The sequence below is a fragment of the Aquirufa novilacunae genome (assembly GCF_045310505.1).
Classification (GTDB): domain Bacteria; phylum Bacteroidota; class Bacteroidia; order Cytophagales; family Spirosomataceae; genus Aquirufa; species Aquirufa novilacunae.
This window is the reverse complement of the sequence record NZ_JBEWZG010000002.1, coordinates 83,137-100,724: the sequence shown is the minus strand read 5'-3', so window position 1 is coordinate 100,724 and position 17,588 is coordinate 83,137. Positions and strand designations below refer to the sequence as shown.

Annotated in this window: 14 protein-coding genes; all 14 read left to right on the top strand. The window is 38.2% G+C overall.

From position 1 onward, the window contains the following. Window positions 1-2: 2 nt before the first annotated feature. The 14 genes from asnB to V7S74_RS05505 all read left to right on the top strand — a co-directional run bounded on the left by asnB (window position 3) and on the right by V7S74_RS05505 (window position 17,587). Window positions 3-1,832: an asparagine synthase (glutamine-hydrolyzing) gene (gene asnB, locus V7S74_RS05570; RefSeq protein ID WP_406777783.1), complete on the top strand. Its 1,830-nt coding sequence runs from the start codon at window positions 3-5 to the stop codon at window positions 1,830-1,832. Next, window positions 1,822-2,982 (top strand): hypothetical protein, encoded by a 1,161-nt coding sequence (locus V7S74_RS05565; protein ID WP_406777782.1) that lies wholly within the window; start codon window positions 1,822-1,824, stop codon window positions 2,980-2,982. The genes asnB and V7S74_RS05565 overlap by 11 nt, the downstream gene beginning before the upstream one ends. Next, a complete protein-coding gene (locus tag V7S74_RS05560; protein WP_406777781.1) occupies window positions 2,975-4,039 on the top strand; it encodes a glycosyltransferase family 4 protein in 1,065 nt (354 codons plus the stop codon). The genes V7S74_RS05565 and V7S74_RS05560 overlap by 8 nt, the downstream gene beginning before the upstream one ends. Before the next feature lie 3 nt (window positions 4,040-4,042). After that, window positions 4,043-5,179, top strand: a complete 1,137-nt coding sequence (locus V7S74_RS05555; protein WP_406777780.1) for a glycosyltransferase family 4 protein — start codon at window positions 4,043-4,045, stop codon at window positions 5,177-5,179. Further along, entirely contained in the window at window positions 5,176-6,063 is an 888-nt protein-coding gene (locus tag V7S74_RS05550; RefSeq protein WP_406777779.1) for an NAD-dependent epimerase/dehydratase family protein, read from the top strand. Before V7S74_RS05555 ends, V7S74_RS05550 begins: the two co-directional genes overlap by 4 nt. After that, on the top strand, window positions 6,056-6,607 hold the full coding sequence (locus V7S74_RS05545) for a sugar transferase (protein WP_406777778.1): 552 nt from the start codon (window positions 6,056-6,058) through the stop codon (window positions 6,605-6,607). Before V7S74_RS05550 ends, V7S74_RS05545 begins: the two co-directional genes overlap by 8 nt. 161 nt (window positions 6,608-6,768) lie before the next feature. Further along, window positions 6,769-9,162, top strand: coding sequence for an SLBB domain-containing protein (locus V7S74_RS05540; RefSeq protein ID WP_406777777.1), 2,394 nt, complete (start codon window positions 6,769-6,771; stop codon window positions 9,160-9,162). Between the two features lie 5 nt (window positions 9,163-9,167). Then, window positions 9,168-10,268 (top strand): Wzz/FepE/Etk N-terminal domain-containing protein, encoded by a 1,101-nt coding sequence (locus V7S74_RS05535; RefSeq protein WP_406777776.1) that lies wholly within the window; start codon window positions 9,168-9,170, stop codon window positions 10,266-10,268. Window positions 10,269-10,463: 195 nt separating this feature from the next. After that, window positions 10,464-12,896, top strand: coding sequence for a polysaccharide biosynthesis/export family protein (locus V7S74_RS05530; protein ID WP_406777775.1), 2,433 nt, complete (start codon window positions 10,464-10,466; stop codon window positions 12,894-12,896). Next, a complete protein-coding gene (locus V7S74_RS05525; protein WP_406777774.1) occupies window positions 12,896-13,912 on the top strand; it encodes a GumC domain-containing protein in 1,017 nt (338 codons plus the stop codon). Before V7S74_RS05530 ends, V7S74_RS05525 begins: the two co-directional genes overlap by 1 nt. After that, complete coding sequence (locus tag V7S74_RS05520) at window positions 13,912-14,631, top strand: hypothetical protein (RefSeq protein WP_406777773.1); 720 nt, start codon at window positions 13,912-13,914, stop codon at window positions 14,629-14,631. The genes V7S74_RS05525 and V7S74_RS05520 overlap by 1 nt, the downstream gene beginning before the upstream one ends. Next, window positions 14,624-15,316, top strand: coding sequence for a glycosyltransferase family 25 protein (locus tag V7S74_RS05515; protein ID WP_406777772.1), 693 nt, complete (start codon window positions 14,624-14,626; stop codon window positions 15,314-15,316). Before V7S74_RS05520 ends, V7S74_RS05515 begins: the two co-directional genes overlap by 8 nt. A gap of 1 nt (window position 15,317) precedes the next feature. Beyond that, on the top strand, window positions 15,318-16,139 hold the full coding sequence (locus V7S74_RS05510) for a hypothetical protein (RefSeq protein ID WP_406777771.1): 822 nt from the start codon (window positions 15,318-15,320) through the stop codon (window positions 16,137-16,139). Beyond that, window positions 16,139-17,587: a flippase gene (locus V7S74_RS05505; protein ID WP_406777770.1), complete on the top strand. Its 1,449-nt coding sequence runs from the start codon at window positions 16,139-16,141 to the stop codon at window positions 17,585-17,587. The genes V7S74_RS05510 and V7S74_RS05505 overlap by 1 nt, the downstream gene beginning before the upstream one ends. The last annotated feature ends 1 nt before the right edge of the window (window position 17,588 follow it).

The following is a 17,588-nucleotide window of genomic DNA, read 5'->3' as shown; positions in this document are numbered from 1 at the left end:
TTATGTGTGGTATATACGGAGTAGTTAATAAATTTACTTTTGATGAAGTTGTTGATAAAATATCAAAAACATATTTTAGAGGGCCTGATTATACTGGGGTCAAAAAGATAAATGATTCTATTTACTTTGCTCACAATAGGCTAGCTATCTTAGATCTTGATGATAGATCTAATCAACCTTTTTTATATCAAAATTGCGAAATAGTATTTAATGGAGAGATCTATAACTATTTAGAAATTAAGAAAAAATTAATTGATAAAGGATATAAATTTAAAACCAATTCTGATACAGAGGTTATTTGTGCATCTTATATTGAAAATGGGGCTGAATGTTTATCAGACTTCAATGGAATGTTTTCATTTGTTTTATTTGATAAGACAAATAATATTTTGTTCGGTGCTAGAGATAGGCTAGGGAAGAAGCCTTTGTTTTATAATTTTAATTCGTCTGAATCCTCTTTTGAGTTTGCTTCACAACTTTCTCCATTAATTTTAAATAATCAATTAAATGTAAATTGGGATAATGTAGCGGAATATTTTTTTTGGGGGTATAATCAGGATCCTAATACTCCATTTAATGAGATTAAGAAAATACCTGCTGGGAATTATTTTAATTATGACATTTCGAGAAACACTTTAAATATCGTTGAGTACTGGAGACCATCTATACGTAATCAAAATTATAATTTAGATTATGAAACAACTAAACATGAATTAAAGTCATTAATTACCGATTCTGTTAAATTACGATTAAATGCGGATGTCCCTGTTGGAGTATTTTTATCAGGGGGTATAGATTCATCCTTAGTAGCTTCAATTGCTCAAAATTTATCAAGTAATCCAATTAAGACTTTCTCTGTTTCATTTAGTGAGAGTAAATATGATGAGAGTAAATATTCAAAATTAGTTGCAAATTATTTGCAGACAGATCATAATGACTTATTATGTGATTCAAAAGATGCGCTTAATTTTATAATTAATTTTGAAAATTATTTTGATGAACCTCTTGCAGATATGTCCTCTATACCAATGTTACTATTAAGTTCAGAGGCAAGAAAGCATGTTTCAGTTGCATTAAGTGGAGATGGGGGTGATGAAGTTTTTGCGGGCTACGAACGATATTGTTGGATTAATCGAACTAATCTTATTTTTTCAAGTGTGCCACATTATTTAAGAAAAGAGTTTTCCAAAATAATATCTAAAATTCCAAACTATAAACTGAAGCTAATTGCAGAAGGGATAAGTCAGAAAGATCAGTTTCAGTTATATTGTAAAATGGTAGGTGTTCTAAAACCATCAATTTTTAATTTTGATTATGAAAAAATTTTCTCAAATGTTTCGAACCACTGGGAAAATTCTTCCAACGAGTTAATTGAAAGATTATGTTTATTCGACATAAAAACATACTTAAACAATGATATTAATACAAAAGTAGATCGATCAACCATGAGATTTTCTTTAGAATCGAGATCACCATTGATGGATTATAGAGTTGTCGAAAAAGCAATGAACATTCCAATGAATTTCAAATTTTCAAACAGTAATCAAAAGATTATACTTAAAGATGTTTTGTACGACTATTTACCATCTGAGTTTTTTAATCGTCCCAAAGCAGGGTTTGCAATGCCTTTTAAGGAATGGTTTAGGAATGAATTGAAAGAATTAATTTTTGATTACATTACTCTCGAAAATTTGTCTCGCATTCCAATTTTAAATTCAGATGTTGTAATGAATTTAGTCCATGAGCATATGGAAGGTAAAGCAAATAATTCATTAGAAATTTGGAAAATTATTGTCTGGATTAAGTTTCAACAAAAATTTAATGTTAACTAATAGTTCTATTAAACCTTCATTAATCAAAAAATCAGCCTTAGTTCTGATTTTTTTCTTTTTGTCTCTACAGTCGTACTATTTTTATAATATTGGAATAGCCCCTTTTCCGCTGGTTTCGTTGATTGGAATTATTGTTTTTTCAGATAGAAATAGAATTTCAAATCAAATTAAAATATACTCATTTAGTCTTTTTATTTTATTTACTATATCATCACTTTGGGGATTTTTTTTTCAACTTGATTTATATTATGTAAACTCAGTAATTGGAATATATTTAGGGACTTTTATACTAATTTTCACAACAAAATTTTTAAAAAGTTACAATATAGATTTGATATATCGAGTGTTGGCTATTGTATTAATCATCCATTTGATTTGTTTTTGGCTTCAGTTTGGATTGTACATGCTTATTGGTGTAAATCTTGACTTTTTAGAATTTGTAACAGGAGAAGCTAGTAGATTTGAAGCTTATGGTGCGATTTCAGGTTTAATTAGAGCTACAGGGGTTTTTAATGAACCCGCAACTTATAGCTACTATATATTTACAATAGTTTATTTAAGGTTTTTGTGTTTTAAGAAAATTAATTGGTTTGATCAGTTTGCTTTAATCTCGATTTTATTTACACTTTCATTAAGTGGATTTTTTTTATATTCTTTTTTTCAGTTTTACTATTGGGTCCTGTTCAAAGGAAATATTAATTCAATTGTCTTTTTTTCTATATTAATTTTCATTGTTTTTTATATAGTTCAATTCGTGTTTGAAGATACTATTAATCTATATTTAGTGTCAAGGCTTTCAGACGCAGAAAATGATAATTCAATGAATACTCGATTTTCTGATGGGATAATTTATTTTATTAATTTGCCTCTTAATTATGTATTTTTTGGTTTAGGGGTAGGAAATTATACTAAAAATATTAGTACAACTGCCTCAGGTTGGATGTCAATTATAACAACTTTTGGTATAGTACCAGGGGCATCTTTTTTATTTATTACTTTTAAATATCTCAAATATTTAAGAGTTAAATTTGTAATAGTTATTCCACTAATAATTTTACTTTTTAGTACAATTACCCCTATGCAAGTAATTTTTTGGGTTGTGCTGAGTTTTTTTGTTGTCAGTAATTCTAATATTGAAATTAATGCGTAATGTTTTATTCTTTTTTTCTAATACTCTTATAGGTGGAGCTGAAACTAATATTGTAAAGATTTCAAGTGAATTAAAAACAAGAGGATTCAATGTATTTTTTGCTTCATTTGAAAATAATGGGCCGTTGATATATGATAATCATCTTGAAGCTTACTATTTAGATCTTGGTAAGTTTTCTATTAATCCATTAAAATCATTAAAAAAGTATAGGCGGTTTTTAATTGATAATAATATTAATGTGGTTTCTGCATTTGGATTAAGAGTTGATTTATATGTAAGGGTGTTTTCCCATTTGTTTAAAAGTGATATTAAAATTATATCTAATATTCGTGCTTCCGAAAATTGGAGAAATTATTTTCATGTTTTTTTAGATAGATTAACCTCATTTAAGGTTGATATGTGGGTTTCTAATTCTATCTCTGCGAGAGATACATTTTATCGGAGAGAAAAAATTGATTTATCGAAATCCAAAGTAATTTATAATTTTATTGATTTTGATAAAGATTATGTGTGGTCAGACGAAACAATAGAATTTTTGAAAATTGGTATTTTAGCCAATTATAAAAAGTCCAAAGGGCATTTTAATTTACCTAGTATTTGTAATGAACTTGATAAACGAAACGTAAAGTATATTATATATTGTGCCGGATTTGATTACACTAACGGTGAGTTTAAAAAAATTATTCAGAATAATTCCTTGGATGAAAAAGTTAATATACTTGGACATATTTCTGATAAAAAACATTTTTTTAGCACAATAGATGTCTTTTTCCTTCCTTCATATATTGAAGGTCTATCTACATCAATGCTTGAAGCAATGTCATATGGAGTCCCAGTAGTAGCATCTAATGTAGATGGTATGCCAGAAGGAATTATTTCTGGGTTAAACGGTTTTTTGCGCGAGCCAAATGATTTTGAAGGTTTTGCCGCAGATTTAGCTCAAATTGTTCTTCCTGAGGTTCGAAATAAATTTGTTATTAATTCTTATAGTGTGTTGTCAGATAAATTTTGCAAAGAAAAAAATATTAAATTTTGGGAGGCTGTTTTTAGTGAATAATTAATGAATATTCTTCATGTTGTAAATGTTTCTTTTGTTTTGCCTTATTATTTGGGTAAGCAAATTGAGTATTTTCAAAGCAAAGGCGATAAAATATTTATTGCCTGTTCTTTTTCAAAGGAACTCGTTGATTTTTGCGAGTCTAAAAACGTTCCATTTCTTCCAATACCAGTTGTTAGGGGAATAAATCCATTAATGGATATATACGCACTGTTTAAATTGTTTTTTTTTGTTAGAAAGCACAATATATCTGTTGTCGTTGGGCATACCCCTAAAGGAGGATTACTTGGAATGTTAGTGGGTTCGATATGCGGAATTAAAAGAAAATTTTATTTTAGGCATGGTTTGATGTTTGAAACTTCTCGTGGTTTTAAGAGGTTTATTTTATTTCAAATTGAAAGATTTACTGGATTTTTAGCGGATAAAGTAATATGCGTTAGTAGTTCCATTTTAAAGAATTCAAATATTTTAAAACTTAGCGAATCTCATAAAAATATATTATTAAATTGTGGAACTTGTAATGGAATAGACGCATTGGAAAAATTTAATCCTGATTTAGCCAACCAAGATCAAGTTTATCAACTTCGTATTAGTTTGGGCATTGCGGAAAATGATTTTGTTGTTGGATTTGTTGGGAGATTAGTCAACGATAAAGGGATATCTGAATTGGTTGATGCTTGGAAATTATTAATTAAAGACTTTTCAAAAGTTAAGCTACTATTAGTTGGTCCATTTGAAATTAGAGATGGTTTGAGCGAAGCATGTGTGAGGTTTATAAGGGATGAAATTAGTATTATTCATATAGATTATACAAATGATCCAGCTGTATACTATCGTCTTATGAATTTGTTTATCCTTCCTTCTTATAGAGAAGGTTTTCCAACAGTTGTTTTGGAGGCGTCGGCAATGAGATTGCCAGTTATTACAACAAGAAAAACAGGCTGTGTTGATTCAATTATAGAGGATATAACAGGTACCTTTTGTGAGATAGAACCTAGATCAATTTGTGGTGCCATAAGTAAATTTATTAGTGATAAATCTAAAATTGAATCATTTGGCAATTTCGGTAGAAAGCGAGTGCTTGAAGATTTTTCTCAAGAAGTTATTTGGAATGACTTATTTAAGGTGTACCATTCATGAGAATTTCAATTACAGGGTCAACTGGGTTTGTAGGTCAAAATATAGTTTCAAGGCTATTAAGTTATTTTGATATTTTAGAGATCTCTCGATCAAGTTTCAAATTAGAAATTACAGATGTTATTATCCATTTAGCAGGCAAAGCCCACGATCTCAAAAAGGTTTCATCCCCTGACGATTACTATAAAGTTAATACTGAATTGACTAAGGAAATATTTGATGATTTCTTATTATCGAATGCAAAAGTATTCATAACGCTGAGCTCAGTTAAAGCAGTAGCAGATGAAGTGGATGGCGAATTGTTTGAAGATACAACGCCCAACCCAATTACTCATTATGGTAAAAGTAAATTGCTTGCAGAACAGTACATCGGTTCTAAGCCAATTCCTGAGGGTAAAAGAGTTTATATTTTACGTCCATGTATGATTCATGGACCAGGTAATAAGGGGAATCTTAATCTTTTATACAGTTTAGTTTCTAATGGGGTACCTTGGCCGTTAGGATTATTTAAAAACTCCCGCTCTTACCTTTCAATTGATAACCTTTGTTTTATCATGAGGGAATTAATAGAACGAGAAGATATTCCATCTGGGATTTATAATGTAGCGGATGATATTCCATTATCTACTAACGAAGTGATAAATATTATTGCAGAATCAAATGGGAAAAAAGCGAGGGTTCTGAATCTCAGTATGAACCTTATAAAGGCAATAGCACGTGTTGGCGATTTAATAAATTTACCTCTCGATTCTGAGCGCTTACAGAAACTTACAGAGAGCTATGTTGTCAGTAATGCTAAGATTAAAGCAGCATTAGGGAAGCCTTTGCCAGTTTCGTCTAAAGACGGGTTAATTAGAACATTTAAATCGTTTGTTGATAATGTTTAATCGTTTATTTGCCTTAGCAGCACTTATTATATTGTCACCTATTTTTCTAGTTGTGGCGTTGGTCATTTTTATTGAAGACGGATCGCCGATATTCTTTGAACAAAAACGTGTAGGTATAAATTATACCTTCTTCAACATCTACAAGTTTAGAAGCATGAAGAAAAATACGCCGAATGTGGCGACGCATTTATTAGAAAACCCCGCTTCCTATTTGTTGCGAATAGGAGGGGTGTTGCGGAAATTGAGTTTGGACGAATTACCTAACCTCATCAACATCATTAAAGGAGAAATGGTATTTGTGGGGCCTAGGCCCGCCTTGTATAACCAAGATGATTTAATGGACTTGAGGGTCAAAGCTGGGGTAGACACACTGAAGCCTGGGATTACGGGTTGGGCGCAGATAAATGGGCGGGATGAGATTTCGATTGAGGCTAAAGTGGCATTAGAAAAAGAGTATTTAGTGAGGAAGTCGATTTGGTTTGATTTAGTGATTGTAGTGAAGACTTTTACGTCGGTGTTGTTTAGTAAAGGTGTAGCGCATTGATTTTTGATATGTTTTAGAAAGAAAGCTCGCTAAATGGCGGGCTTTCTTTGTTTTTAAAGATTACCATTAAATAAAAATGCTTTCGACATTATCGTTGTAGCATCGCTTATCCTAAATTTTAGTTAATTTTGTAATAACTATACTTACCATAATATTTTAGTATGAAATTATTCAGTCGAATTCTTTTGACCATTTCCTTCCTTGTACTCGTTCACGCTGCCTTCTCGCAAGCAAAACGTAAAGTTGAAGACTTAAGTGATGAAGAAATTGCTACCTTCTTCGAACGTGCTCAATCCAGTGGCATGACTGAAGCTCAATTAGAAAAAGCAGCAAAAGCGCAAGGTTATACTTCTGCAGATATTGCAAAGATGCGTAGCCGTTTGACGCAATTAGGGGATAGTAAAACCAAAGAAAAGACGTCTACCACAAAAGGAAAAACTTCCTCTAAAAGGGTGGTTTCAGGTAAGTTAAGTACGAAAAAAGGGGCAAAAAATGTAGATGATGAGGATACGGAAGATGTTGCGATGGAAGATGAGGAAATGGTTGATTCCACTAAACTTCCTAAGAAGGTCATTTATGGTGCAAATCTTTTTAATAACAAAAAATTAAACTTCGAACCAGATTTGCGAATTGCCACGCCAGTGAACTATACCTTAGGGCCTGATGATGAGTTGAATATTGATATTTTTGGTGAAGTGATGGACAATTATACTGTTACGGTTAGTCCAGAAGGAACGATTAAGATCCTAAACTTAAGTCCAATTTATGTGAATGGATTAACAGTAGAAGCGGCATCAGCTCGTATTGTAAGTCGTTTAAGACAATTATATCAAGGTTTGAATCGACCAGGCAGTGGCTCATCTGCTATAATTACGCTAGGTAATGTACGTAGTATTAAAGTGACACTAGTAGGTGAAGTGGAAAACCCGGGTTCATACACCATCTCTTCTTTGGCCACCGTATTCAACGCCTTGTATTTAGCAGGAGGTCCTAATGAAAATGGATCTTACCGTAGCATTCGCGTGATTAGAAATAATAAAGTGGTTCGCACATTAGACTTATATGATTTCCTATTAAAAGCAGATCAAAAAGACAATATTCAATTAAAAGACCAAGATATCATTCGCGTGGGAGATTTTGATTCCCATGTGGAATTAGCAGGGGAAGTTAGACGTCCGATGGTTTTCGAGGCAGTGAAAGGGGAAACGCTTAAAGACATTCTTCGATATGCTGGTGGCTTCACAGACAAAGCCTATACCTATTCATTGAATGTGCGAAGAAACACATCACGTGAATTGAAATTATTGAACATCACACAAGATGAAGTCGCTACTTTTCAGCCACAAAATGGAGATTCTATTTCAGTGGGTAGAATTATCGAACGTTATGAAAACCGAGTGACCGTAACGGGAGCGGTATTTAGACCAGGTATTTTCGCGATTGAAAGTGGGTTAACAACGGTGAAGGATTTGATCAAGCGTGCGGAAGGTCCGCGTGAAAATGCCTTCTTGAATCGTGCGACTATCTCTCGTAGAAAAGAGAATTACGATCCAGAAATGATCTCATTTGATCTAGGAAAAGTGTTGAGAGGTGAGCTTGCAGATATCGCCTTACATCGGGAGGATTCCTTAACGGTGTATTCACTTGATTCATTACGAGAGAACCAACGTGTTAGTATTTATGGGGAGGTGAATAAGCCAGGTATTTTTGAATACCGCGCTGGCATGAAAGTAGCCGATTTAATATTGCTCGCGAAAGGATTTAAAGAGGCAGCTAGTTATGCGAAAATTGAATTGTCTCGCCGAGTGATTACGCATGGGAATGATGATGCGACAAAGGAGAAAATTCAAGTGAAGACTTTTGACATCGATGGAAGTTTGAATATTAATAATGAAGCTAGCCAGTTTGAATTAAAACCTTTTGACATTATTTCCATACGTCGATCACCTAATTATGAAGTACAAAGAGGTGTGACGATAGAAGGTTTAGTCAATTTCCCTGGTCGCTATGCCATTCCGAAAGATGACCAGAAAATCTCTGATTTGATTTTTGAGGCGGGTGGACTAAAGCCTGAAGGCTATTTGGATGGTGCAATCCTTTACCGTGATTCGACGGTAGTTGGGGTAAAACTTTCTGAAGTTTTGAAAAACCCCGCTTCTAAAAACAACCTACTTTTAATGGAAAATGATCGTTTAGTCATTCCGCGTATATTAGAAACTGTGAAGTTATCAGGAGGGGTTCAGAACCCGATTGCTATCGCTTACGTAGAAGGGTATACACTACAGGACTACTTAGATGGAGCCGGTGGTTTTACCGACTATGCTGACAAGAAAAATGTATACGTTAAGGCGCCTAATGGAATTTCTACGAAGCGTAGACGCGTTCTTTTCTTCCGCGTCAACCCTAAGGTGGTTCCTGGATCAGAAATTGTTGTACCAGAATTCCCTACAAACATGAAGAAAGGTTTGACGACAGCTGAAGCGGTAGGTCTTTCGTCAGCTTTAGTTTCCGTAGCGCTTACCTTGACCACATTGATTAACAATTTGACTAAATAATCTCCATGTCTAATTTAGAAAATAAACAAATAGAAGATAACGGGGAAATTTCGATCAATTTTGGTGAGATATTCCGAACGCTAAAGTCCTATCGCATCTTAATCGCAGCCTGCGCGGTATTATTTGCCGCTTTAGGGGCCATTTATTCATTGACCCAACCGAATGAATATAGTTCAAACGCAAAACTTTTACCGGAATTAGATTCAAAGTCTGGTGGCGCAGGCGGATTAGGTGGGCTAAAGTCTTTAGCAGGATTAGCCGGGGTTGATTTGGGCGGGACTTCTTCTAGCTCCGAAGCGATTCGACCTGATTTATATCCTAACATCGTACAAAGTGCACCTCTTTTACAAGAGGTATTGAAGGCGAAAATCTATAGTACGAAGCATAAGAAGTGGCAAACGGTTTTGGACTTCTTATCTGAAAAGCAAGATACGGCACCTCTAGATTTAGGGGGAGATCCATCTGAGGACGATGTGACTTCCGATGTTAAATTAGAGAAGGTTCCTTCCTCAGCGCTATCTCCGGATTTAATCAAATTAAACAAGAAAGAACAGGCAGCTATCAAAAAACTGAGAGCGTCTGTTGTGTTAGAGATTGATAAAAAATCAGGTGTGATTTCGTTAACAACTAAATTAACGAATGCTGTTGCGGCTGCTAATATTACCTCCTTGATTCAACATTACTTAACGAAGTATGTAACAGATTACCGTACGCAAAAGGCTAGGCAAGAGCTTGCCTTTTTAGAGAAACGCTTAACGGAATCTCGCGCGCGTTACGATCAGGCTTTATTTACGCTAAGTGCTTACCGCGATCAAAACATGAACTTGTTTTTGAATGTGGCAAAAGATCGCGAGAAGAAATTGCAATACGAGGTAGACATGGCCTATAATTTGTACACAACAATTAGTGGACAATACGAAGAGTCGAAAGTGAAATTACATCGTGAGACGCCGGTGTTTAAGGTCCTTGAACCGGCTCAGGTGGCGGTACAGAAGGATGGGCCTAAGCGTAGTTTGATTACGATTGGGTTTATGTTTGTGGGGGTGTTTGCGTCGTTGATTTATGTGTTTTTTAAGACGGTGAATTTGAAGGAGTTACTAGGTTGAAAGAATAAAGCATAAAGCACAAAGAATAAAGTTGGAATCCCCTGCGGGGATGAATTTAATAAGAAGAAGCTCGCGGATGGCGGGCTTTTTTTGTTTTTATCCTCCACTCAATAAATTATCAATCATCTTATAAAATAAAATAGTAATTTTATAGACTGGTTTTTTGTCTTCGGACTTGACCTAAATAAAACAGAGATGAAAGCATTACGCCTACTTATATTATTGATTCTGGCTATTCCCGCGTTTGCCCAGGAGATTCCCGTAGACATCAATAACATCAGCGATCAGCAATTAGCGCAGATTATGGTGCGCTACCAGTTACAGGGAAAATCTCCGGATGAGATCGAGCAGATTATGAAGGCAAAAGGTCTCCCGCCTGAACAGATCATCATTCTTAACCGCCGCATAGCGGAGATGGATCCTTTAACGGCGACTTCCATTAACGCCTACAAGACCAAAACGAAGGACGAAATCACTGTTCCTCGTAAGAAAATTGAAATCACGGGTCCTACTGCTCGTGTGGGCTTGCCTATTTTCGGTGCGGAAATTTTCGAAAATCAGAACCTAAGTTTCGAGCCAAATTTAACTATTTCTACTCCGCGTAATTACGTGATAGGTGTGGGAGATGAGTTAATTGTAGACATCTACGGCTTAAGCGAGAGCACGAAAAAGCTTAAAGTGAGCACGGAAGGTTTTATTCGTTTCCCTAATTTAGGACCTATTAAAGTGAGCGGCTTAACGATTGAGGAGGCCCAAGTTCGCATCCGTGAATCAGCCGCTAAAATCTATACGACCATTGCGGGTGGAAGCACGAAAGTGATGGTTTCCTTAGGGCAATTACGCTCTATTCGCGTGACCTTGGTGGGAGAAGTTAAGAAGCCGGGGAACTATTCTGTTTCCTCTCTTTCTACCTTGATGAATGCCTTGTATGCATCTGGAGGACCATCGGATTTAGGGTCTTTCCGCAAGATCGAATTAGTGCGTAATGGCAAGACGATAACCACTTTAGATTTATATGATTTCCTGTTAAAGGGAGATTTATCGAAGAATAGAATCTTACAAGATGACGACGTGATTCGTGTAGGGACTTATGAGTCTCGCGTAGCTGTATCGGGTGCAGCGAAGAAGAACGCTTTGTTTGATTTAAAGAAGGGGGAGAATGCAGCGGATATCTTGCGCTATGCGGGTGGTTTTGCGGATGGAGCTTTTAAGGAGCGCGTTCGGGTGAAGCGCATGGGGGCGAGTGGTTTTGAAATTCAATCCGTGAAAGCTGAGGCACTTGCGGCGTTTAGTTTACATTCGGGGGATACGCTGGTGGTGGATGCTTTGGCAAATACCTATACAAATCGTACCATAATTGATGGTGCGGTTTATTATCCAGGGGAATATGGCTTAAATGAGTTTTCGAACTTGAAGGACTTATTAATGGCCGTGCGTGTGAAGGAAAATGCATCGACAGATCGTGCGCTATTAAGTCGCTTGAATCCGGATTTGACTCCTGCGATGTTGCATTTTAATGTGAAGGACGTGCTGGCTGGGAAAACAGAAATACGCTTGCAGCGGGAAGATAAGATTCATATTTATTCGCTGACTGCTCTACGGGAGAACTATTCGGTGACTATTAATGGGGAGGTGAATCGTCCGGCGACTTTTGCCTATGCGGATAATATGCGCGTTCAGGATTTAATCCTGTTAGCGGATGGATTTAAGGAGGGGGCATCTCGTTCACGTATCGAGGTTTCACGTCGTCTTTCGTCTACATCTACCTCAGATACGACAGCTTATTCTATTATTCAAACGATTGATTTAGGGAGCGCTAAGGCAGAGGATTTAAACTTTGTTTTGCAGCCTTTTGATATTGTTTCGGTGCGCAAATCCCCTTCGTATCGTTCACAAATTAGCGTTTCGGTGGAGGGAGAGGTGCTTTATCCGGGTAATTATACCTTGGCAGGTAATAAAGAGCGACTTTCAGATATCATTGCGCGTGCTGGTGGCTTGAAACAAACGGGCTATGCGACGGGGGCGATCTTATTACGCAAGACGCGTGCGAACCAGACAGCGACGGATGAGGCTTTGTTCTCTTCGAAGATTAATACGATTTCGAATCAATCGAAACGTAGTTCTAATAATTCTTTTGCGCCGACAGATACGGCGAAAATTGCTTCGAATATAAATGGATTATTAGTGGACCAAAAGCCAGTGGGCATTCGCCTAGCTGAGGCCATGGAGAAGCCAGGGTCTTTATACGATATCATTTTAGAGGAGGGCGATGTGATCAAGGTGCCTAAGTTAACGCAAACAGTGCAGACTTTTGGGGCGGTGAATGTGCCACGCCAAGTAGCCTACCATAGCGGATTAGGTTTCCGCCGTTTGATCTCAGAATCAGGTTGGTTTGCTCCTAATGCTTCACGTCGCTACGCCTATATGGTCCGCCCTAACGGCGAAATCAAAACGACGAAACATTTCTTATTCTTCCGCTTCTACCCTAGCCTTGAGCCGGGTGCTGAAGTATATGTGCCAGCTAAGAAAGACAAAAAACCGATTTCTACGCCGGAATACATTGCAATGGGAACAGGTTTAGCTTCTTTAGGCGGTTTAATCATCGCATTAATTAACACGGTAAAATAATGGCAGAGAAAAAGACCATCGTTCTAGGTGATGTCATTGAATCGATTAAACGATTCTTTGGGTATCTGCGCTCACAAATCAAGTTAATAGCTTTGTGCGGGCTTTTAGGTTTAGTCTTGCCACTGATCTACCGCGCTTTACAAAAGCCGGCTTACGCGGCTTCTACTAGCTTTATTTTAGAGGAGAAATCAGCGACGGGTGGAGGCCTAGCGGGGATTGCTTCACAGGTGGGCTTGGACCTAGGTAGTTTAGGTAGCGGTTCAAGTCTTTTTACGGGGGATAATATTCTAGATATCATCAAGTCCCGAGTGATCATTGAAAAAGTATTGTTGACGCCTATTTCGGGTAATTCGGGAAAGACTTTGGCAGATTTATATTTAGAGTTTTCTGGGATGGGAGAAAAGCTACCGGCTCCGGTTTCATTTGCTTCTCCTTCAGTAACTCATACGGTGTATCAAGATTCGGTATTGTATGTGATGTACGATCAAATCGCGAAGAAGAACGTGTCCGTAGATCGTTTGAATAAGAAGGGCTCCATCTTCAAAATCGTGACGGTATCACAAAATCAAGTGTTCTCGAAGAACTTTGCAGAGCGTTTATTAAAAGAGACGACGACCTATTACGTGAATGTGAAAACAAGCACTGCAGCAGCAAATGTGAAGCGCTTGCAGGCGCGTGGAGACTCATTATTACGTGTGCTAAATGCCAAATCTTATAACGCAGCGTCTTTCCAGATCCTTGATCCTAACGTGGCTTTTAAATCGATGTCCGTTCCTGCGGAAGTGAGCTCACGTGACAAGTCTATTGTCTTCAGCATCTATGCGGAAGTGACGAAGAACCTAGAGATGAGCCGTATTGCGCTGGTTTCTCAGACGCCGGTGATTCAATTATTAGATGTGCCTAAATATCCATTAATGGATGACCGCAAGTCCTACCTTTTCTTAGGTTTGGTCGGTTTTATCGCGGGTATTTTCGCGGCCATTTTCCTTTGCCTCTACCTTTATACGGATAAATAATGCGTCGGGTGTTTCTATTGCGCGCTTACGGAGATTTTGCGATAGCGGTGCAAGCCCTGCCTTCATCGGATCAGATAGTTGCGTCCTTGCATTTGAAATCCTTGTACGATGCCTTGCTTTCCCGTGGGTGTATTTCGCCGCGTTCAATCGACTTTGTTGATTTCGGAATCACAGGTTCTCAATTAAATCTATTTACGAACAAGGACTTTTTAGGTATTGACACTTTATGTCAATTATCGAAAATCAAAAAGTATACGCGCGCGAATCCTGGTTTTTCTGATTTTGTGGAACAAAGCGCCCGGTTAGGACTATTGAATTTCTGTACAGGCCATTCTTTTCAAGCCCTTTTCGAAACGGGGAAGCCGGTTTATGAAGCCTATGGCTTAGCTTCACATGCTTTCGGCGAAAAAAAGGGGAATATTCTAATCTTCCCAGATGCTCGATTAAAGAAAAGGGAAATCCCTTCGAGTGTGTTAGTGCAAATTCCAGGACGCGTTGTTCGTTTCGGAAAAGACTATCAGAACTTCGAAGAGTTAATCGACCTAATCCAATCTGCGGATTATATCTATGCCGCAGATTCCCTGCCTTTACACTTAGCCTATTTATGTCGCAAGTCCCACTATATTTTATATCCAGAGGGCGGAAAGCTAGACTTCTTTACGCCTGACGCCTTAGCGTCTGGTTCTTACAGCACGTTTAACCAGTTTACCTATGTTTAAGCGCGCCTTTGTCCTTTTTGCGGAGCATGAAACGGAGCGTATTAAGCATTTAGAAGCGATGTATAGCGTTTTGCCTGCATTAGAGGTGGTTGAGCCGGTATTCCCTTCGCGAATCCATGTGCCTTTTTTAGAGGCTATGGTCGAGAAATCGCGCGCGAGGACTGGCAAAGCCTTATTGCCTACGGAGATTGGGGTGATTTTAAGTCATCGCAAGATCTGGGCTAAAATCGTAAAAGAGAATTCGAACGAGCACGTTCTGGTGCTAGAGTCAGATAGTCGAATCCTTAAACCAGAATTTTTAAAGTCTGAAACGGCAGAAAAATACGATCTGTTTTTCTGGGGAGCCTGGAATGGCTATGCGAGTTTGAAACGATCAACAGAGAAGAACGGGGTGGGCGAACCTCTGATTAAATCCGTTTATGGCGCTTATGGCTATTCACTGAATGCAAAGGCGGCGGCTTATCTATTGAAAAAGACAGCGCAGGTGGCTTATCCAGTGGATATGTATAAGCGATTTGTGGATCCGGCGGAAATTTCTTTGGGGGCCATCGTGCCGGAAGTGATTTCCACTTGGCGCACATCTGATTCACTGATAAGGAAAGAGAGTCGCGGACATCTTTTGACCGCTGAATTAATTCGACTGATTTTCTATTGTCGAAACACGATACAATCGTACTTTTGTTAATATGAGTCAACCAGCTTCTATCGTAGCCATTACCTGGGACGGGAAATCCAGCCCCATGGACCACATCCATTTCGATGCGGAGCCGGCTTTCGATTGGTTGCTCTACGATTACAGTGGCGCAATAGATGAGGCTCCGATGCCTGTCAAACACTATATTTCGCAGAAATCAGAGTGCAAGGGAGATGTGATGCAAAATATCTACGCCTCTTTACAGTCTACTCCTTTAACCTACATAGGGTTTCTAGATGATGACCAAATCATCTCCGTATCAGACCTGAACAAGCTATTTTTCATAGCTGCTTTAGAAAAATTAGATGTTTTTCAGCCCAGCTTAAATCACGATTCTTATTATAACCTGCGCCAGTTTTTACACAAGCCGGGTTACTTGGTTCAAGATACTTGGTGGGTAGAGATTATGTCTCCATTTTATAGCGAGGCCGTTTTTAAGGCTGCAGGGCCGTATTTCAAGCATTCAATTTCCGGAACAGGATTAGATGTCTATTTGATTCCTACAATTCAACGCTTAATCGGAAAGACGAAGACAGCGGTGGTACATGGCGTCCAATTAAAGCATGCGCGTCCGATTAGAACGGATAACCGGGTGTTTTCAAACGGGAAGACGAACTTAGAGGAAATTCGCTATGTGCAAGGTGTTTGCCGTGCCATGGCCGCGGAAAGACCGGAGCTTTTTGACTCGGAATTCCATTTCCATGTATTGGATAGACGTTATGTGCACGGGGTGCCTTTGGCCTATAAAATTCAACGCATTCCCCGGATGCTTCGCAACTTGTATAAACTGATTGTAGACGCCAGTTACCGCTAATGGAGACCCGGAAAAATGTCCTTTATAATGTGTTGCTAGCGATTTCGCAGGTTTTATTCCCGCTGATAACGTTCCCTTATTTGGCTAGAACCCTAGGTCCAGAACACGTGGGGGTATTAAATTTTGCGGAAAGTTTCGCAAAATACTTCGTTCTCTTAGCCGCACTTGGCATCCCTATTTACGGAGTTCGTGAAGTGGCTAAGGTTGCCTCAGACCGCGTTCAGCTGACGAAAACGGCCACCGAAATATTCATCATCAATTCCCTGGGAACGCTGCTTTTAAGCGTGATTTTCCTCGTGTTTATCTTCGTTTTACCACAATTAGCTGCGGAGAAATCGCTATTCCAATGGGCTTTGGCCTATTTTATCTTGCAAGTCTTCCAATTAGAGTGGTTCTTTTCCGGGATGAATCAATTCAAATTCATCGCACTTCGTTCCCTTGTTATCCGCCTCTGCTTCATCGCTGCGGTGTTTTTGTTCATTAGGAACACGAACGATTACGTGAATTATTTCCGGATGCAGGTGGGATTAGCTGTTATTTTAGCAGCGCTTAATGGTAAACGCTTGTGGGAATTATTGGATTTCTCTGACTTCTCTTTGAAAAGCCTAGAACTGAAAAAACACCTGAAGCCGATGGCGCTGTTGTTCTTAACCATCTTCACTATCTCGGTGTATTTCTCCTTGGATACGATATTATTGGGCTTTTTAGCGAACAATGAGAGCGTGGGCTATTACTCTTCTGCCCTGAAATTGAATCGACTATTCATCGGGGTGTTAAGTGCCATTTCGGTGGCGATGTTCCCAGGCTTAGTGAGTTTATACCACAAGGGGGAGAAAGAGGCCTTCGTGTTGCTAGTGAAGCAATGTTTTTATGTGCTCGTGAGTCTAGCGATGCCTTTGGTCGTGGGAATCATCACCTGTGCGCCGGAGATCATTCATATTTTGCTCGGAACGGCATTTGATCGTGCCATATTGCCCTTACAAATCACGGCACCGCTGATCTTGATTATTAGTATGTCGGGGATTTTTGGCTTCCAAATCCTTAGTGCCGTGGGCAAAGATAAATCGATCCTTATTTCTGCTTTGATCGGGATGTTTATTAGTATCGTTTTGGCCTTCTTATTAGTGCCTTCGCAACAGGAAATTGGTGCCGCGATTACCATTTTGGTAACGGAATTAGCCGTTTGTACGGCATTTATCTTCTTTACGAGAAAGGAAATCTCGCTTTCGAATTATTCGCTGGTGTTCTTTCAACAATTAGCGGGATTGATTCCGTACCTAGGAATCGTGTTCTTGTTTAAACTCTTCGTGCCTACGCTTTTATTGCGTTTGTTAGTGATAGCGGTATTTTCGCTGGCTTGGTTTGTGGTGTTGCAGTTGTTTATTTTACCTGAAAATACCTACCAATCACAGGTAAGGAGATTGATGGACCGCCTTCAAAAAGACTAGT